Genomic DNA, 19,299 nt, shown 5'->3' with positions numbered 1-19,299 from the left:
TCACGAGAACCTTACCACTTGGCCAGGTGGAGACATTTACTTACGACGATAACGGAAATGTTCTTACTCGAACTGATTTTAATGGAAATACTACAACACACACTTACGATGTACTAAATAGATTAACCAAAAAGACTTTTTCAGATAATTCTGAAACTCCTTCACCTACACCGCTACCGGCCAAGTTGCCACGGAGACAAACTACCGAGGGACTACTAGCTTTAGCTACGACAGTCTTAACCGCCTAATTCGCCAAGACAATCCCGATGGCAGTTTCTTAGCTTACACTTACGACCTAAATGGCAATAAACTTTCAGTTGCCACTGCAAACGGCACCACGCTTTACACTTATGATGCTTTAAACCGCTTGAGCGCCGTTACTGATTCGTCTGGAGGGATAACCACGTACCTCTACGACGCTGCAGGAAACCAAGTGGGAATTGAACAAGCAAATGGCAGCATTACTACGAGCTTTTACGACAATTTAAACCGCCTCACCTCGCAAGTTAGCAGCGATTCCCTAGGTAATCCCCTTACTTCCTTTGATTACATTCTAGACCCTGTAGGTAACCGCTTACAGGTAACTGAAATTAGTGGCAGGGTTGTAGATTACAATTACGATGCGCTTTATCGCCTCGTCTCTGAGGATGTTACTGACCCCGTTAATGGCAACGTTATATTTGAGTACACATACGACGCCGTTGGTAACCGCCTCACTAAGTCAGTTAATGGTGGCCTTTCCGAAAGTTATACCTACGACGACAACGACCGGCTTCGTTCTTCTTCTACTTCGTCTTACAGCTACGACGATAATGGCAATACCCTAACTGAAACTGTTTCGGGGCAGAATACCACTTATACTTACGATGTAGACGATAGGCTCGTTAAGGCTATTACGCCTAGCGATATAGTTGAATACAGCTACGATACTGACGGCATCCGGCAGTCTAAGCGCATCGATGGAGTGCTCACATCTTATCTGGTCGATAAGAATCGCCCCTATGCGCAGGTTCTTGAGGAGCTCGATAATGGCGGGTCTGTGATTGTCGAATATACTTACGGAGCTGATCTTTTATCGCAGAATTCTGCGAGTAATGGCCAGTCGTACTACCACTACGATGGTTTAGGCAGCACTCGTGGACTTAGCGACGCCACCGAAACACTTACTGATACTTACGACTACGAAGCTTTTGGCGAGCTGCTAAGTAGCGCTGGCTCTACGCCTAATAGCTATTTGTTTGCTGGCGAGCAATTGGATAGCTCTACTGGAAAATATTATCTACGGGCTCGCTACTATACGCCCTTTAACGGGCGGTTCTCGCAGATGGATAGTTTTAGCGGGTTTGCCAGTAGACCAGCTAGCTTAAACAAGTTCATATATGCTAATTCGAACCCTGTTTCATACACCGATCCCAGTGGGCAAATTAGTATAGGTGCGGTTTCTGCAACTGTTGCTATCTCCGGTGTTTTAAATACAGTCGTTAGCTACGATCCTTCTGCGCCACTATCTCAGATAGCTACAAACTTTGCGGTTGGCGGACTTGAAGGTGTAATATTTCTAGGTGGTGGGGCAGTGGCTGTAAAAGGCGCTGTAAAACTCGCTCGTTTTATAAAAGTCAGCAGGCTCACTGGCCCGATTCAAAAAGTATTTTCGAAACTAATACCACTGGGGCCAAACTTACCTGGTAGTAACATACCCACTAGGTTTATACTAAATACCTCTCAAGGTAAGGTGTTATTTTCTTCTGGTCTTCAAGGAGAGAAAGCGACAGGTGCATTTAAACATATGTTCAATGAAGTACTTAGAAAGCAAGGTCGGTCTGCAGGCTCAACAGTTCTTGCAGAAGCATTAGCCATACAGGAGATGCAGGCAGTAGCGGAGACTGCTATACTTCAGGGAATACCGAGGCTAGGGCAGAGATTTGTTGTAAGAACCCAGTTCGCCGAGTGGACAGTTGTTTTCGAAACTGAAATGGGGCTTTTAAAGCTAGTTGAAGCAATACCAAGAATATTATAGTACTCATGCAATATCTAACATTAGACAAGATAATAGACACAAGAATAAAAACAGATCTTGGTGGCAATCAAGATACTGGCTGGTTCGCGATAGCTTTCTTGCCAGAGTTGCAATCTGATTATAGTGACCGCATATACTGGAGCCCGACAAGAGAAGAACAGATATCTACCTGGAATATATTGGCATCAGATGGAACACCGGAGCTATTAGAGGTAATCGGCTATCCTTTAACGCTGCTTGCTGTTGCAGAGTGGGATTACAGGCCATCGGGTATCATAAAGGCTGGGTATCCATCATTTGTGCTTAGCAGCGATGCGCTCGAAGAAGCTAAGGGACTCAGTCCCTATTATATTCACAACGACAACGGCTTTAGCATGACCCTTTACCCCAATGGGATTAGAGTTTCGTACAGAGATGGGGAGGCAGTGCTATCTGTCAAACCTAGCGAAAGCGTTATCTTCGAATTTGACAAAGAGCATATCTTTATTGGCATGTTCTTATATCTTAGCAAGGAAGAAATGATGAGTATACCAAAAGTCGCTCAAAAAATCTGCAAATAGAGGCACAAGACCCAAATTGCCGCATAATTACCACCAAGCTTTTGTGGATTACTGGCACATGGATAAGTTTTAATTAACTCAGAAGAACGGCAACGTACCTCAGACATACTACGACGTAACTGGAAATCTCTCCCGCACGGTCTTTGCCGATGGCAGCGAGCAGCTGATTTGCGTTTTGCCTCAAAAAGAATGTCCCTTCACCCAGGGACTTCTAAGGCTGGCCCTTACTTATGCAATAATCTCTTTACGCGCGAAATAACCACGCCGGGCGAAGAGGTTTTGCTGATAAAGTCGCTAGCTCCCATTTCGATTAAGGCAATTTCTCTCTCGGAAGAACTCGCGGCGGTGAGTATTACAAACGGAATGTCCCGAGTTAAGTGGTTTTCTCGCATGCGTCTAAGGACTTCTTTTCCATCCATGCCGGGCATCATTAGATCGCATAATACTATGTCGGGCCTAAAATCATCCACCAGCCTTAGGGCATCTTGGCCATCCAGCGCTTCGAGCACCTCGAAATCAGCCTGCTTAAATATTTGGCCCATTACAGCTCGTATCCCCTCGTCGTCATCTATTAATAACAATTTCGGTATTATTCGCTTGTAATCCTTGGCTTGATAGTTGGCGGCCAGGCTCGCAACGGAGTCGTGCGCACCTGACACATGAGTGTTTGCGCCGTTAGTCGACTTGCTAACAACCAACTCGGGCGACGCAGATACATTTTCCGAAGAAAGACCCTTGATGTAACTAAGTGCCAGTTCGGATTCAGGTGTGAGTCCTGCATCTATTACATCTCCGGCATTTCTTTCGCCGCCCTCGGGATCGAGTCCCACAACGCGCTCTATCTCCTCTATCGACGTGACTCCCTTGTTAATCAATTGAAACCCATGCTGCACCAAACTGCCCAAAGCTCCGCCACCAGCCACTCTTGCTAGTTCCTCCTCGCTAGCTGAATTGCGAATTAGCTCGCGTATGCGGTTATCAACCGGCAAAAAAGTATAAAGTCCAACCCGACCGTGATAGCCAGTCTTGCCACACTGATCGCAACCGCGCGCAGCTTTCAATACTTCTCGATTTTTGCAGCCCGTAACTTCAGCAATCTCTTTAGCCCTCTCGGCACTTACTGGTATTGCACAATGAGTGCATAACTTTCGCACCAATCGCTGTGACAATATTCCACCAAGAGAGGAAGCAATGATGTATGGTGGGAGCCCGAGATCTAGGAGGCGCACTACCGCTGATGCTGCGCTATTAGTGTGCAATGTCGATAGTACCAAGTGACCCGTTTGAGCCGCTTGAAAGGCAATCTCCGCAGTTTCTAGATCGCGAATTTCACCTACTAAAATCACATCCGGATCCTGCCTTAGACATGAGCGCAAAACGCTCGCAAATGTCATTCCAATTTTTTTATCAACTTGAATTTGGGTAATGCGCGCAATTCTAAGTTCTATTGGATCTTCAATAGTGATGATGTTATTCGTGCCATCTTTAAGTAACTCCACGGCAGCGTACAGGGTAGTAGTTTTGCCAGACCCAGTTGGTCCAGTTACGAGTATTGCGCGATTGGGCGTGTGTATCGCTGCTAAGAATAACTTCTCCACCTCTTCCGGCATATTTAGATCTTTAAGCAGAATGCCCTCTAGCTCCGAGCGCAAAATTCTTAGCACAATTTTTTCGCCGAAAGGCGTCGGAATCGATGAAACTCTCACGTCGCGAAAAGAACGCTTTCCAACATTGAGTCGAAAACTACCGTCCTGAGGACGGCGCTTCTCCGTAATGTCCATGCCGGCTAATATCTTTATTCTCGTGATGACGTATGGCTGAAGATGATCCGGTATATTTAGAGGTGCAGACATTACCCCGTCTATGCGCAAGCGCAACTCTACCTTGCGCGCCGACGGCTCTATGTGGATATCACTAGCGCCAACAGATATTGCGTCCGCTAAAATCTTATTCACAAGGGCTACCACAGGAGCCGCCTTTGAACTCTCCTCAACCTGCTCGGCAGTGAGTTGCGTTGTAACCTTCCCAGCAGGATTGTTTACATTGGTTACAACTTCCATTTCGTTGGAACCGTCGTGCGACGAACCGCTAGAAATAAAACCACCAATGACCCTAACAATATCAGCTTCCAATGCTAGAAACACCTTAATGCCAGTTTGAAGCAAAAACTCGAGTTCTGTAATGCTATCGACATCCAAAGGATCGGCCATAGCCACCCAGGTTTCATTCTTTTGCTTTCTAAACGGAAAACAGCGCCGGCGCAGCGCAAAATCGTAATCCACACTGCCAAATCCACTGTCAGTATCCGAATCCAGCCTTTCAGTAAGCTGTCCCCCTTCGATTAATGGACAGCCAAGGTGCTCGGCAATTTTTTTTAAAGCCTCAGCTTCTTCAAAAACACCCTGATTCGCCAAAAGAGAAATAGCCTTTAAATTTGAAGATATGCGCTGGACTTTTTCCAAATCCTTTTCAGATGCCAGTCCCAACCGCACTAAAGCCTTTCGCAGGCCTGGCGAAATAAAGCTACTTGGCTCAACCGTAGAGGATGGGATCCAGGACATAGGTTATCGACCTCGGCTATGCGTAATTACAGGCAGTAAATATTATCTACTTGCTAATATCGACCTATTTCAAGAACCACTTGAAGGGCGCTTGTTTTCCCCTCTGGGGCACCTAACGCCCGCCACTCTCCATCAATATAAAGAATTCCTGATTGCCTTTCTTGGCACCCTTGATTGGGGATGGAAGAAAACCACGCACATTAAGACCTAATTCCTGGGCAAATTCACTGACGAGCCTAACCGCTAGTAGCTGATTCTCGCTACTTCTAACCACGCCACCTTTGCTCACATAGCTAGGTTCTAGCTCAAATTGCGGTTTAACTAGCGCCAAAATCGAAAATGGTGTCTTTAGAATTCCACAGATCGGTTTAATTATCTTCCTAAGGCCAATAAAGCTAACATCGATAGTGGCAAACGAGGGTAGCTCCTCGAAGTCGCTGGCAACCAAATCTTTGGCATTCACGCGCTCCATAACGACTACCCGCTTATCGCATCGCAGTCTGTGGTGGAGCTGGTTATAACCAACATCCACAGCATAAACTAGCCTAGCTCCACGCTGTAACATACTATGCGTGAATCCACCCGTAGATGCGCCAATATCCACGGCTACAGTATTACTTAGGTCGATTTCAAAATGCTTAAAAATAGGATCGATCTTATCTCCACCACGACTTACGAAATTAGCAACTTCGTTCCGCAAGCGAATTGAAGCGGACGCTAATACTTTGGTCCCAGCCTTTTCTATAGGCATATCGTCGACCAAAACTTCCCCTGCCATTATTAGTGCCTGAGCGCGCACCCTAGAGTCTACAACACCGCGCTCCACCAAAAGACTGTCGAGGCGTGTCCGAGCCTGAACATTAGGCTTCTTCTTTGCCGAAGTTAGCATGAATATACATATAACTTAGGCCCCTACTTTTTTCATCCGAGCCTGCTTATGCCAATTGCGAACGTGCATAGTTGGCTTCCCCTGGAACACATGCCAGGTTTTTAGAAGCCTAAGAGCTTCATCTAACTGAGGATCCTCCTTCAATAATTCCGACAACTCTGCCTCCATAGCCGAACGAGAACCAATTGAGAGCTTTTCAACTTTTTCATTCGCATCGGCCTTTTCGTCTTTCTCGGGAGTTTTTTGGGGATTTTTAATCGAATGTCGCAAATCCTTCTCACGGCGAGTAAAATCTTCATCTTCCTCCAACAACTCCTCCGTATCGCTAGGATACCTATGAGCCGTCACGACTACATCCGGTACAATTCCCTCAGCCTGAATAGAGCGCCCACTCTGCGTATAGTATAAGGCTGTCGTCAATCGCAGCGCCGTGCCGGTTCCCATAGGCAATATTGTTTGAACTGAACCTTTGCCAAACGAGCGCGTTCCCACAATTAAAGCTTTGCGATGATCCTGCAGAGCGCCGGCCACAATTTCGGACGCCGATGCCGAACCTTCATTAATAATCACTACCATCGGATAAGTTGGCTCTGTGCCATCCTTATTAGCAAAGTATTTTTGATTTTGGCTCTCCAATCTGCCTTGCGTGTAAACCACAACACCTTCGTCTAAAAATAAATCGGACACCCGCACTGCCTGAGTGAGCAAGCCACCGGGATTGTTTCGCAAATCTAAAACGAGCCCCGTTATTTTCTTATTCTTAGTCTTGTTTTCGAGGTTTGATAGAGCAGACAACACCTCACTTGCCGATCCCTCTTGGAACTGGCTAAGTCGCAAGTAAACGAAGCCATCTTCTAAGACGCGCGACCGCACACTCTGCACTTCTATGATGTCGCGAATAACCGTTATGGGAATTAGTTGTTTGACGCCATCGCGATGAACGTGAATTGTTAGTGGCGAGCCTTTTGGGCCACGCATCTTTCGCACAGCTTCTAGCAGAGTAAAGTCTTTTGCAAACTCATCGCCAATCTTAATTATTTGGTCTCCAGGCTTAACTCCTGCACGAGACGCCGGCGAACCTTCTATCGGAGCAACCACCGTTAGAAGCCCATCTTTAACAGTTATTTCTATGCCGAGCCCACCAAACTCCCCTTTCGTTTCTACCTGAAGCTCAGAATACATCTCCTTGGTAAGATAGCTGCTGTGAGGATCTAGGCTTAAGAGCATCCCCTTAATAGCTCCCTCAACTAAATTGGACAGTTGGACTTCTTCGACATAATTCTTTTGCACCAGCGCCATCACGTCCGTGAATATGCGCAAATTGGCATAACTATCGTCGCCCCCATTCTCTGTTGCAGCTACGCGATGCACCAATGCTACAAAGAGAAAAACCCCCACAAAAACCATAATCACTGACATGTAAACCGCACGAAGCGGCAAAACGATATATTTACGCATATATTTTATTAATATTCCAACTCAATTACCTATGACCCATAGGCCCAAAAAAGCTACCCCAGCACAACCAGTCGTTAACACTAATTACCTACTTTACAATAATGTCACAATAACGCCCTCATGTGCTAGCCTTTAGTCGCCAAAGTGGGTTTTTTTGCAAAATATTCAATGGGATTTATAGGTTTTCCTTGGAGCCTGAGCTCGAAGTAGAAATTAGCACCTTTGTCGTCAGGCTCCCCTGTTACCGCAATCAAATCGCCTTCCCTTAAAACATCTCCAACAGTTCGCATTACGCCAGCTAGTCGCCCGTATAACGAATAATAGCGCTTTCCATGATCTAATATTATTACATGTCCAAGCCCAGGTAAAATATTGCTAAACGCCACTCGACCGGCCGCTATAGCTACGACTCGCCCACCAGCGACTCCACTAAATTCTAAGCCTTTAGAAAATATCATATCAGAAAACTGCTCATGTCTCCGCTTGCCGTAACTTCTGATTAATTGCCCAATAACTGGCAAGCGAAGTTTCTGCTTCATCTCGGATAGACCCCTCCCAGCAAACGATGCAACGCTAATGTCACCCCTATCCTCAGCCACACTATCGCCAGTGGCTACATCTCGAACTTCAGTGGCGCTCTGTTCACCCATAACTTTGGCCAATACAGCTTCTAGCTCACCTGCAGCTCTCTTTAATTTGCCCAGAGTCGCAAGGCGATTTTTTTCCTGCTTGTCATAATCCTCGAGCAAGACAGCCTCCTCTTCCTTTTTCTTTTTTAGGCTTTTCTCTAGGATATTAAGCATAGCGAGACTTTCCTCCCTTTCGGCTGCAACCGCCACAAGTTCGGAAGACTCCTTTTCAAAGCTTTGAATTATGCCGCTAAAATGCTCTAGGCGCCTACCATCCGAGGCTGCTATGCGTGAGAGGTAGTTCGCGCGTCTTAACAAGTCCGTTGCCGAATCGGAGTCGACCAAATAGGAAAAAGCACCACCGCGCCTATACATCTTGTAAATCGACGCAACTCGCCGATTTATGACGGCTCTCTCTGCGGCAATCAAATCCTTGCCCTTGGCCGTAGCCCTCTCGAGGCGGTTCGTTCTCTCCACTAAACCAGCTACGAGGTCATTCAGCGCCCGCATTTCCTCCTTTATTTGGCGGAGCTCATCGGCCATAAAACTAATGGACTCCTTAAGCGCAGTCCTGCGCTTCTTCAGAGTTGCTAGATGAGTCTCTTCGCGCTCAATCCTTTGCTGCAACTTAGCCAAGTCGCGCGATATGTCTAATGATTTTGCTTCGGCGAGAACTCGCATCGGTAAGCAAAAAAAAAGTGTCGCCGAAAATGCCCCAAGAACATAAACAAATGTTAAGCCTAAGCTCCTAAACATTCATAAACCTCCCCAGCGCTAGCAAGCTGCCGACAGACCCAACTACCATTCCCAATAGCAAGATGCATAATAAAGCTAAAGGCGAAAGAAAATATAAATTAGGCAGTGCCACCCCAAACAGCGTGGCGTATTGCATCTCGTAGTTCACTATTAAGTAAACTATTCGAAGCAAAGCTATCCCTGCAACTGCGCCTAACACTCCTTGAAACATGCCACCCAGGATAAACGGAACTCGCACAAATGTGTCGCTTGCCCCAACTAGCTGCATTATAGAGATCTCCTCGCGGCGAGCATAAATGACGAGCTTTATTGTATTGGCAATGAGGAACACTATAATTACTAATATTATAGCTAAGCTTACATAACCGACTAAGCGAAACACTCTTAAAAGCTTCTTCATGTGCTCAACCCATTCGCTACCGTAGATCACTTCATCGATAAGTGGATTATCTCTGAGGCGCTTAATAATGCCATCCTCGCCAAGCCCGAGCTCATCTGGAAAGAGACTAAGTTCGAGAGACGTAGGTAGGGGATTTTCCTTTTCGAGCCCGTCTAGGAAGCTGTGTCTAACTCCCAGCTCTTCTCGAAAAATCTCTAACGCTCTTTCTTTGGTGATATAGTCAACAAACCGAACTCGCTTGTCTTTCTTTAACTCTTCCATATAACGCTTTACAGCTTCTTCGGAAGAATCCGACTTGACGTATGCGGTGACATATAGATTGCTACCAGCATACGATATGATTCGATCGATATTCTGGATTGCTAAAAAAAAAGCGGAAAAGAGAAATAATGATATAGCTATTGTCATAATGGCTATACCGTTAGACATCGGCAAAACTGTTACCGTGTCGATACCGCGTTTGAGGTAGTATAAGACGCGTTCCAAGCCGCCAAGCTTTGGCAACGAGCCCTGTGAGTACCAGATATTAGAGAGCACGCCTCTGCCTATATTTGCGGCTGGCTCAGGAATTTTTAACCGACTATCTCGACTCATGTACTATCCGCGTGGATGCAAGAAGTCGCCAATGAGGCGACCTCGATCTAAGACGATTGTGCGTTTGTTCATCTCTTCTATTAAATTTAGATCATGCGATGCAACTAACACCGTAGCACCGCACTGGTTTGCTTCTAAAAGCAAATTAAACACGGCTGCCGTCATATCAGGGTCTAAGTTACCCGTAGGCTCATCGGCTAAAATTAAATCGGGCCGATTTACCAGTGCACGAGCAATTGATACTCTCTGTTGCTCTCCACCAGAAAGCGTGCAAGGAAGGGAATCGAGGCGATCCTTTAGCCCTACTGCCGTAAGCATCTCGGTAGCAAGTTTAACCCGCTGCTGCTTGCGAACTCCAATAACCTCCAACGTAAATGCTACGTTGTCCAAGATAGAGCGAGTCGAAAGCAACTTATAATCCTGAAATATAACACCGACATGCCGCCTAAGCACTGAGATCTCGGAGCGCGAACAGTCAGTAAGGCTTTGCCCACCCACTATCACCTGCCCGCGAGTAGCCCTCTCAGCACCAAAAAGAAGCTTTAGCAGCGTAGATTTACCTGCTCCACTGGCGCCGGCTATAAAAATAAATTCGCCCTGGCGAATTTTTAGATCTATGCCCCTAAGTGCACTTTGATTGGGAAGATAGTCCTTATGAACGTGATATAGCTCTACTATGTCCCTGTTTTCCCCCGTCACGCATTATCCAAACTAACTTAAAGTTTCTTGCCAGACGTAATTTGAACTTGAATATTATCGTCCTTCCCGCACGATACGCGCCTTTCTACAGAACCATTGGGATTTAGTGTGGAACTAAAACTTTTTTGAGATTCGCCGCCCCTGGGATCGATAGTCTTAACGACGTATTTTACGCTGTACGAGGACTTTTCGCTGTTATTAGTCAGCTTGACTACACACTTGTTACCACCTATCCGTTCTATCGCGCCAACAACTGGGCTCTGAACATTATCCTCCTCAGGTGCGGTATTCGAGTCCACCGTGTGCCGTCCAAAATACTGCCCCTCGCTAGCTACAACGCTTGGACTTAAATCCTTATCATCATTATTATCAATCGGTTGTGCCGGCTTTTCGGCCCAAACATCATAATTTACGCTTAGAAGAGCAAAAGCAACCAATAGAAAACGAACGCCAAAACTTTTCATATACATTTCCTGCTTAAATACGCCACGAAAATTCAGCAACAACAAGAACGCACACTTCTCAACTATATGCACGTGTCGCAAAATATAACATCATGATGAGGTCATCGGAAACAGCTTTTTTGAGCCGAACAAAAGATTGTCTTAGTTGAGCTTCCCGAGCTCTTCTTGAACAATAGCGTACGGCAGCGGTATTAAACCCTTGTTTTGAACTATCTGTTGGCCCTCGCGACTAAGCGCAAACTTGAGAAAGTCCTTTGCGGCCAAATCAAACTCCTCGCCAGGCGAACGCACCAAATAGACGTTAAAAAAACGTCCTAGCGGGTATTTTTCTGCAAGCAGGTTCTCAAGGCTAGGCATATAAGCTTCTTCTCCCTCAAAGCGAGAAACAGACAGCAACGATACAGCAGGAATCAGCTCCTCCTGGCTTAAAATCGGCCCAAAAGCAATCGCGTTTGGGTTGGCCCGTATAGCCTCTAACAAGCCATTAGTATCCGAGATAGCAGTAACTTCTGAGTGGAAATCTCCCTGTACTAATACCTGCTGCCGAAAGAAAGCATAGGGGTACGATGTGTCAGCAAAACTAAGGGGCATGATTTTTTGGGGTAAATTCTTGGCCTCTACTCCCAACCCCTTCCAGTTTGATATTCGGTGGGCACCACTCCTCCTCAAATCTTTAGAAAAAATCCCGTCAAGTTGCTCAAAAGAAATGCTCTTTAGCGGATTATCAGAGGAAACGTACACGGCAACGCCAGCAAGCGCGGTTCTAATTAGCGTCGGCTCAAAGCCGTATTTTAGTCGAAACTCATCTAGCTCCGGCGACTTCATCGGCCTAACCATTGGGCCGATATCTGCTCTCCCGTCAATCAAGGCGGCAGCAGCCGAAGCCGAACCCTTGCTAAGCACGTTTATAGCTATTCCGCGATGATATTCCTTATACGCCTCAACCCAAGCGTCGACCAACTCCTGCATTGAATCCGAACCAACCGAATCTAAACTGATCTCTCCTAAATTAGCTGCCTTATACCTCTGCAACCTACTATCTACTGTTGACAATGGCGCTGCCACTCCTATAGCAGCAGTAAGAAAAACTATGAGGACCAATAATTGCAACTTAATAATCATCTAAATCAATGGCTCCAGGAAGAACGTGGTAAAAAGCAACAAACAAACATTAAGCATAAAACAGATATGATATGCTGCTTATATTGTCAACTTTTCTGCTAGCGGATGACAATATGCTAATTGAACTGATAAGCCGCTTTTGTCGCCGCGAGCTCTTCTTCGCATCTTAGTCTATCCCATCCAAGTTCCGCGGCCATAATCTGCACTATTCGACTTAAAGAGCTATCATCGGGCTTCCCCAACGTTCCCAGGCCAGTTCGTCGCAGCACTACGTCGCTCAATCTACAAGCCATCTCGTTTCTAACAGCATGTATAACTTCAGCAAGGATAGCGGAGCTATACGGTGTCACCATTTCTTCCGCTAAAGACTTATCACTAGCGGCTAACTCAAGTATATTTTTCATCTCTGCGCCGTAATCTAGAGCTAGTTGTCTGTACATCTTCGGCGCTATTACCCCAAATTCCCGCGCCTCGCTCTCATCGTCACCGATGGCACTTGGACCAAACCCCACCCCGCCCGGCAAAACAGTCTCTGACGTTCGGCATGGGGCGCAATTCGCGTTTAGCTTTTTTGCTACCAAATCCACCACTTTCTCCGCCACTGCGCGAGCCGTTGTATATTTAACGCCTATAACAGAAACCAAATTATTCACGTTATTAGCGGCCCCATCGCCCACAATCGCACTATGATCGACAATGCTATCCTTGCGAGCTACCGCTGGGCTCTTAACTTGACCTGGCGTTTCAAACTGCTCAGTGTTAACCCTGCTTTCATCGAGAGGACGCAAGCCACCAAAAGCAAAGCTTATATTTCGTTCAGAGATGGCACGCGAAGAATACATTGACTTTACATCACTGATAAACTCACTTAACTCATTCGCCTCAATTCTAAACTCATCTGGATGCTTAGTATAAAACTCGTCATAAGTGCCGATAAGAGAGTGCCCACGCCAAGGAGCAATAAAATAGCTCCTCCCACCTCTGGCAATTAAAGCCGCAGTGTCTCTGTACATGCTCTCCAGAGCTAGTGAGTATTGCGCTATTACCTGTGGAACGACGACTTGCACGCCTTTTGAAAAACCCACACTTCTGCAACTATCCGACTTAGCTCGCCCGCCACTAACAAAATCGCAAACGACATGAGACCAAGGCCCAGCAGCGTTAACAATGCACTTTGCACGAATGTCTAAAGTTCGACCATTTAGCATATCGCGGCATACAACTCTCTTTATCTCGCGCTTAACGACATTGCCGCTAGCTTCGGTTTCTAGCTCGGTTGCCGCTACGTAGTTACACACTACCGCTCCGCTAAAAGCTGCGGCTTTAACAAAACTTAAAGTCAAGCGCTCGCAATTTGACATCTGACAGTCATAATAGATAACAGCTCCTCTTAGTCCGGCAGCGTTTAATCCTGGGGCAAGCGAAAGGCACTGCTCTTTATTTAGTATTTTAAAGCTAGGAAGGCGATGGTAATCAGACACTAGCTCATTTCTATTACTAGCGAGCAGCTCATAAAGCATAACTCCAAGCGAAAGGACTTCTTTCCCACGCATCCCATAACCATAACAAGGAACTAAAAACGGCATGGGATGAACTAGATGTGGAGCAATATGTCGCAAAGTTCTCTGCTCGCGAACCGACTCCCTTAAACGACCAATATCGCCGTGTTGGAGATAGCGCAGGCCTCCATGGACGATTTTAAAGCAACCTTGTGAGGCTCCCTGTCCGAAATCGCCCTTCTCAATTAAAGCAACATCAAAGCCCCTCTGCCGCGCATCCCAGGCAATGCAGGCGCCATTAATACCCCCGCCAATGACTAAAACGTCAAATTCCCTGGACGTTAGAGAAGATGTGTCTCTACTAAGTGTCCTCTCGCCTAAGCCACTGGAAGTCCCTGAAATAAAAGCAGTTTTTCTCTTGCCCTGCATAGACCCTTTTTCCTAAACTGAGCATCACAATATTGGCTAGTTTTCTACTAACGGAAGCGCAAGAACACAAGCTTGTAAGGCTTTCCAAAATCTTTAAGCACACTGAAAGGTTTTTTTGTCGATGATTTCGGTTCTTCTCCCTGTTTATAACGAGGCTGACATTCTAGACGAGTCGATAAAAAAGCTTCATGCCTATCTCGAACGCGAAAAACTTCCGCACGAAATAATTGTTACTAGTAACGGCTCGACCGATGAGACGAATATAATTGGTCATGAATTAATGAAAAAATATTCATGGTTTCGTTTTTTCTCTCTACCAGAGCGAGGCGTCGGAAGAGCTTTTGTCATTAGCGCCAAGAACGCTCATGGTGACGCTTTAGTATGCTTAGACATAGATCTTCCCTCGGACCTAGCCTTTATCCTTTACGCCAAAGATTTGCTCAAGTATGTCGATATGGTTATCGGCTCCAAATTTATGGGCAGGCAATACCGTTCAGCGATCCGGATTTTAGGAAGTCAGCTTTACGTTGTTATTGCTCAGTGGCTCTTTGGCATCTCACTTTCCGACTTTTCTCCGGACAGCAAAGCCTTTAAGAGAGAGGCTATTCTGCCAGCACTGGAAAAACTCGACGGCTGGACGGGATACGTTTTTGAGCTGGCACTTTATTTAAGTGCAAAGAACAAACGCATTGTGCAAATTTCTATAGACTGTAAAGACAGGCGCAAAAGCAAGTTCAATTTACTGCATGAAGCGTTTTATCGGTATTTTCACCTGTATCGCTGTTGGCGTGAGTTCCGGAATGCTAAGTCGTGGTTTCATTGCACATAGTTGGGAATTTAACTGCTAATGAATACGACAAGAAAGAAAAGTCTGGTATCCATGCTCCGGCACGCTGAGCGATGTACTCCTCGCGTAGGATTGTTTGCAGTAGTCGCGCTGTTCCTATACTACCTCCCAATTGAAATATTGCTAAGAACTCCGGCTACTGGAGGCGATATGGGGTCTCACTTTTGGCCGTTATATACTTTAGTAAGTCATGGCCTGCCAAATTTTCTAATTCGAGTCTGGAATCCAGGCAACCTAGCAGGCGAGCCGCAACTAGTTCATTATTTCCCCTTGCCATTCCTCATAATGTGCGCTCTGTCGCTCGTATTGCCGCTTGGCATGGCGTTTAACGTCGGTGGAATATTGCCAATAGCAACTCTTCCGCTCGCAGTTTACTGGGGAGTTAAAAAGCTTGGGTTTAAGCACCCGAAACCACTGCTTGCCATGACTTTTAGTTTGTTTGCCTTGTACAACGAGTCTTTCTCGATGTGGGGAGGCAATACTCTTTCTACTTTAGCCGGTCAATTTGCGCATTTGTATGCACTAAACTTTCTATTTCTTGGCATAGGTGCACTAGCTGTTGAGATTAGAGAGCAGCGAAGTCCTTTCTGGTCGTCTCTCTGGTTTGCCGCCGTAACTACGAGCCATGCCTACGTAATGCTAGGCATTCCCCCATTTTTGTTGGCATTTGTCTTTTTTTATCCCCATTCAACTGTAAGACTCAGGTTGAAACTCGCATTCCTCTCCGGCGTGTTAGCCTTGCTTCTTTCGGCTTGGCACACTGTCCCCATGATAGATAATCAACAGTGGACTACAGCACTTCCGATGACGTGGGTGTTTGGAGACAGCATGGAGGAATACCTTCCAGTCATTCTCCTTCCTTGTATAATTGGAGTTCTATTGGCCTTGCCGATTCCTCGGAAGCTATTAAAGAAGGTGCCTCTTAAAGCATTACTTAGATTTCAAAGACAGAACTCAGCTCATGGGTTTTTATTTTGGTTTGTTCCCATCTGCGTTTATCTTGCCTATTACTTTGTTTTTCCTAAACTTGGCTTAGTAAACATACGAGCATTGCCGCAGGTTTATCTCATTCTATGCGTAATGAGTGGCATAGCGGTTGGCGGCCTATTACTTTCCATTGGCAAAATTTCAACATGTCTTGGGAGCATTGCAATCATTGTTTCATCCCTCTGGTGGACGCACATTCACGTCGTCAGCTTCCCCGGTTGGCTTCAGTGGAATCTTTCTGGCTGGAAATCTAAGGAGCTGTACCCAGCGCTCACGGAACTTTCTAAAGAGCTTCGCGGAGATTTTTCACTACCACGAGTAGTTTACGAGCATAACGAGATAAGCGAGGCCGCTGGGACAACACGAGTTTTTGAAATGCTACCGTATTTTGCAAACCGATCCACCTTAGAAAGCGTCTACGCTGAGGCAAACATCGTTGCACCCATGATATGGTATATTCAAGCTCTCGTAAGTAAAACGCCGAGTTGCATTTTTAGCCATGTCAAATGCCCGGACTATGACATTCAAAAGGCAATTCCAAAAGTTAAGCTTTTTGGAGTTGGCGAACTAATTTTAGTCACTGACGAGGTATTAGCGCAAGCTCGACTGAATGAGGAACTCACTGAAGTCGGCAAGCATGGTCCCTGGCACTTGTTTCGCTTGATTGTTCAACCCGAGCTGGTAGAAGTTTTTCGGCAAATTCCAGAATTATCCAGGGAAGCAAATTGGAAAAAACAGTTTTTAGAGTGGTTTATCGAGCACGAGGGCAATAGCCCAATGCTTATACATAGCGGCACAAGCAATCCTGGCATGGCTAGCTTTCTAAAAATAAAAATGCTCGACACCACTATTTGGGAAGAAAGTGATAACTGCGCGCCTAAAGTAGAGGTTTATTTCAATCATCTAAAACTCCAAACAAACTGTGCAGGAAAAGCACATTACTTAAAATTTGCCTATCATCCTAGCTGGAAAGCAGATAGCGGAGATCAAATATTTATGGCGAGCCCGGGATTTTTAGCATTAATTCCCAGCAGCGATGAGGTGTTGTTAACTTTTGGCGAGAGTACACTTTGGTTCTGGGCGGATTTCGTATCTATTGCATCAGCTTTGCTGTTGCTAGCATACTCCGCAGTGCTGATATCTAAGCGTTAATTCGATTTAGCTGCATCTTAACAGTTATGGTGCGTCTACTTAAGTTATCTATTCGGCAGAAGTTAGTCATTACACTCTTGGCGATCTCACTCCTACCCTTGTTGGTGATTGGAGTATGGGGCTACAAGAAAGCCCGAGCCTCGATCGAGCAGTCTACTTACCAAAACTTAAGTGCCTTTAGCCACTTTAAGGCAGAGGCTGTAATGCTTCTAATTGATACGTTAAAAACAAGGGCTACGGACTTTGCGTCTGACGGGTTTGTGCGAGATCATTTGAGATCGATTACTGAGTCATTGGTAAATCCAATTCAAATTGACTCAAGTCGTCTATTGCTAAGCGCGCATCTTGCAAAGAACAGCCTTGCCCTGGCTAAGAACCTTATAGCCATTGATGTAATTGACCATCAAGGCGTAGTGATAAGCTCAACAATTCCAATTAGATCAGGGCTGCCCTTGGCCCCCGACATTCCATATCGCCACGTCAATAACGAAGCATACGTGGCCGAAATGCGTTCGCTCGGCGTCGACGAGGAGGGATTCTCGTCCCGACAGAGTTCTACCTTAGTCATTGCCGTTCCCATATACTCTCGCGAGCAGCCTATTAAAAACCTTGGAGTGATGGCGCTCTACTACGACAGCAGAATACTTGACGCTGTTTTAGGATCTGGCAGCTCGCACAGCAATAGACCTAACCGCATCAGCGCGACAGGCATGACATATGTAGTAAATCGCGATGGGGAACTAGTTACTGGCAGAACACTTTCGTCGGAAGATCGTGCGCTAGACAAGCTTGCAATGCCACCAGTAAAGGAATTCATCGAACGCAACCGAGAGACTAGTGGAACATGGATGAATGCTCGCCAGGTCTTAGTTGTTGGCGCATCGGCGATAATTGAGCTAAACAACGCAAAATGGGTTCTCATCACACAACAGGACCACAGTGAGGCGTTGCGACCAATCGAGCAACTAAGGCTACTTACATTGTTTGTCAGTTTAGCAACTATCCTTATATCGACCGCACTAGCATTATTGGCTGCAAAAAACATCTCAAATCCCGTGGTTGGCCTCACCCGTGCGGCAGATCGCGTTGCCGCCGGCGACCTAAGTACAACGGTAGACATAAAGGGAGACGACGAAATTGCCCATCTAGGTGAAGTGTTTAATAAGATGACAGCTAGCTTAAAGCAAAGCCAGGAATACCTAAAGGAAAACGCCAGACGCCTGCACCTGCAGTCTAGTGCGCTTGGAGCAGCAGCCAACTTGATAGTTATTACTAATTCAAAGGGAGAAATCCAGTGGGTAAACCGAGCATTTGTCGATACCACTGGGTACTCCAACGAGGAGGCCAAAGGGCAGACAATGCGGCTCATCAAATCTGGAGCCCACGACCAGGCTTTTTATGAGCGACTCTGGACCACCATCGCGTCGGGGGAAACTTGGCATTCCGAAGTAATAAACCGCAGGAAGGACGGCAGTCTCTACTACGCAGACGCAACTATTACTCCGGTAAGGGATGAACAGGGGAGAATAATGTCATATGTCGCCATTAGCCAGGACATTACTACTAGGAAATTTAACGAAGTGCAGCTCAATGAGCAAAAAGAACTCTTAGTAAAGGTAAATGCAGAACTAGACCAATTCGTATATACAGCAAGTCACGATTTGCGCACTCCTCTAAGGGGGATTGCGTCATTGGCGGGCTTTCTACAGCAAGATTGCGCTGAACAACTTGACGACAATGGCAAACAGTTGCTCGAACGAATAACTAAATGTTGCAGTCAGATGCAAAAGTTAATCGACGACCTCCTTAGCCTGTCGCGAATTACCCGTATACACAACCCATTCGAACCAACTGATATTAGCGACTTAATGCAGTCCGTACTTGCGCATTTAGAGCACGACATCCGGGTACATCAGGCAGAAATCATCATTCAATCGAATCTTCCAATTCTAACCGCAGATAGGATTAAACTTAAGGAGGCATTAATAAACCTAATTGGCAACGCCATAAAATTCTCTCATAAGACTGCAAAACCCCACCCCATAATAGAAATTGGCTTTGTAGAGACCAACGACAATTACGAATTTTTTGTCACTGATAATGGAATTGGCATTGATCCTAAGCACCATGAGAGAATCTTTGAAATCTTTAAGCGACTTTATAGCGATCGAGAATATGAAGGGACTGGTGCTGGCCTATGTATAGTGAAACGCGTCATAGAAGCTCACGGCGGCAG

At 46.0% G+C, this 19,299-nt stretch carries 15 protein-coding genes; 6 read left to right on the top strand and 9 right to left on the bottom strand.

The window, feature by feature from the left end; genetic code table 11:
- From IT291_04695 to IT291_04685, 3 genes are all read left to right on the top strand, one after another.
- A partial coding sequence (locus IT291_04695; protein ID MCC6220524.1) for an RHS repeat protein occupies window positions 1-248 on the top strand: 248 nt, incomplete at its 5' end.
- A 119-nt stretch (window positions 249-367) separates the two neighbouring features.
- Complete coding sequence (locus IT291_04690; protein MCC6220523.1) at window positions 368-2,017, top strand: type IV secretion protein Rhs; 1,650 nt, start codon at window positions 368-370, stop codon at window positions 2,015-2,017.
- A 5-nt stretch (window positions 2,018-2,022) separates the two neighbouring features.
- Window positions 2,023-2,577 (top strand): hypothetical protein, encoded by a 555-nt coding sequence (locus IT291_04685; GenBank protein ID MCC6220522.1) that lies wholly within the window; start codon window positions 2,023-2,025, stop codon window positions 2,575-2,577.
- Between the two features lie 224 nt (window positions 2,578-2,801).
- On the opposite strand, the gene IT291_04680 is transcribed toward IT291_04685, so the two are convergent.
- The 9 genes from IT291_04680 to IT291_04640 all read right to left on the bottom strand — a co-directional run bounded on the left by IT291_04680 (window position 2,802) and on the right by IT291_04640 (window position 14,077).
- On the bottom strand, window positions 2,802-5,138 hold the full coding sequence (locus IT291_04680) for a type II/IV secretion system protein (GenBank protein MCC6220521.1): 2,337 nt from the start codon (window positions 5,136-5,138) through the stop codon (window positions 2,802-2,804).
- Window positions 5,139-5,250: 112 nt separating this feature from the next.
- Entirely contained in the window at window positions 5,251-6,027 is a 777-nt protein-coding gene (locus IT291_04675) for a TlyA family RNA methyltransferase (GenBank protein MCC6220520.1), read from the bottom strand.
- A gap of 15 nt (window positions 6,028-6,042) precedes the next feature.
- Complete coding sequence (locus IT291_04670; protein ID MCC6220519.1) at window positions 6,043-7,485, bottom strand: S41 family peptidase; 1,443 nt, start codon at window positions 7,483-7,485, stop codon at window positions 6,043-6,045.
- Between the two features lie 125 nt (window positions 7,486-7,610).
- Entirely contained in the window at window positions 7,611-8,870 is a 1,260-nt protein-coding gene (locus IT291_04665) for a peptidoglycan DD-metalloendopeptidase family protein (GenBank protein MCC6220518.1), read from the bottom strand.
- Window positions 8,863-9,864 (bottom strand): ABC transporter permease, encoded by a 1,002-nt coding sequence (locus IT291_04660; GenBank protein ID MCC6220517.1) that lies wholly within the window; start codon window positions 9,862-9,864, stop codon window positions 8,863-8,865. The genes IT291_04665 and IT291_04660 overlap by 8 nt, the downstream gene beginning before the upstream one ends.
- 3 nt (window positions 9,865-9,867) lie before the next feature.
- On the bottom strand, window positions 9,868-10,542 hold the full coding sequence (gene ftsE / locus IT291_04655) for a cell division ATP-binding protein FtsE (protein MCC6220516.1): 675 nt from the start codon (window positions 10,540-10,542) through the stop codon (window positions 9,868-9,870).
- Between the two features lie 38 nt (window positions 10,543-10,580).
- A complete protein-coding gene (locus IT291_04650) occupies window positions 10,581-11,027 on the bottom strand; it encodes a hypothetical protein (GenBank protein ID MCC6220515.1) in 447 nt (148 codons plus the stop codon).
- Between the two features lie 141 nt (window positions 11,028-11,168).
- Complete coding sequence (locus tag IT291_04645) at window positions 11,169-12,149, bottom strand: substrate-binding domain-containing protein (GenBank protein ID MCC6220514.1); 981 nt, start codon at window positions 12,147-12,149, stop codon at window positions 11,169-11,171.
- 116 nt (window positions 12,150-12,265) lie between these two features.
- Complete coding sequence (locus tag IT291_04640) at window positions 12,266-14,077, bottom strand: glycerol-3-phosphate dehydrogenase/oxidase (GenBank protein ID MCC6220513.1); 1,812 nt, start codon at window positions 14,075-14,077, stop codon at window positions 12,266-12,268.
- A gap of 121 nt (window positions 14,078-14,198) precedes the next feature.
- Between IT291_04640 and IT291_04635 the strand changes: the two genes are divergently transcribed.
- The 3 genes from IT291_04635 to IT291_04625 form a co-directional block, all read left to right on the top strand.
- Window positions 14,199-14,906 carry a glycosyltransferase family 2 protein gene (locus tag IT291_04635; GenBank protein MCC6220512.1) on the top strand — a complete coding sequence of 236 codons (708 nt, stop codon included), beginning with the start codon at window positions 14,199-14,201 and terminating at the stop codon, window positions 14,904-14,906.
- A gap of 18 nt (window positions 14,907-14,924) precedes the next feature.
- A complete protein-coding gene (locus IT291_04630) occupies window positions 14,925-17,063 on the top strand; it encodes a hypothetical protein (GenBank protein MCC6220511.1) in 2,139 nt (712 codons plus the stop codon).
- Between the two features lie 26 nt (window positions 17,064-17,089).
- Window positions 17,090-19,299 (top strand): PAS domain S-box protein (locus IT291_04625; GenBank protein ID MCC6220510.1); only part of this gene is annotated, 2,210 nt, incomplete at its 3' end.

The sequence above is a fragment of the Deltaproteobacteria bacterium genome (assembly GCA_020845775.1).
In the GTDB taxonomy this organism is placed as follows: Bacteria; Bdellovibrionota_C; UBA2361; order SZUA-149; family JADLFC01; genus JADLFC01.
This window is presented reverse-complemented; position numbering and strand designations above follow the sequence as displayed.

Coding starts and splice junctions, on each gene's coding strand:
- IT291_04660 (MCC6220517.1), bottom strand. CDS start 9,864: ATGAGTCGAGATAGTCGGTTAAAAATTCCTGAGCCAGCCGCAAATATA.
- IT291_04665 (MCC6220518.1), bottom strand. CDS start 8,870: ATGTTTAGGAGCTTAGGCTTAACATTTGTTTATGTTCTTGGGGCATTT.
- IT291_04640 (MCC6220513.1), bottom strand. CDS start 14,077: ATGCAGGGCAAGAGAAAAACTGCTTTTATTTCAGGGACTTCCAGTGGC.
- IT291_04650 (MCC6220515.1), bottom strand. CDS start 11,027: ATGAAAAGTTTTGGCGTTCGTTTTCTATTGGTTGCTTTTGCTCTTCTA.
- IT291_04630 (MCC6220511.1), top strand. CDS start 14,925: ATGAATACGACAAGAAAGAAAAGTCTGGTATCCATGCTCCGGCACGCT.
- IT291_04675 (MCC6220520.1), bottom strand. CDS start 6,027: ATGCTAACTTCGGCAAAGAAGAAGCCTAATGTTCAGGCTCGGACACGC.
- IT291_04670 (MCC6220519.1), bottom strand. CDS start 7,485: ATGCGTAAATATATCGTTTTGCCGCTTCGTGCGGTTTACATGTCAGTG.
- IT291_04635 (MCC6220512.1), top strand. CDS start 14,199: ATGATTTCGGTTCTTCTCCCTGTTTATAACGAGGCTGACATTCTAGAC.
- IT291_04645 (MCC6220514.1), bottom strand. CDS start 12,149: ATGATTATTAAGTTGCAATTATTGGTCCTCATAGTTTTTCTTACTGCT.
- IT291_04685 (MCC6220522.1), top strand. CDS start 2,023: ATGCAATATCTAACATTAGACAAGATAATAGACACAAGAATAAAAACA.
- IT291_04680 (MCC6220521.1), bottom strand. CDS start 5,138: ATGTCCTGGATCCCATCCTCTACGGTTGAGCCAAGTAGCTTTATTTCG.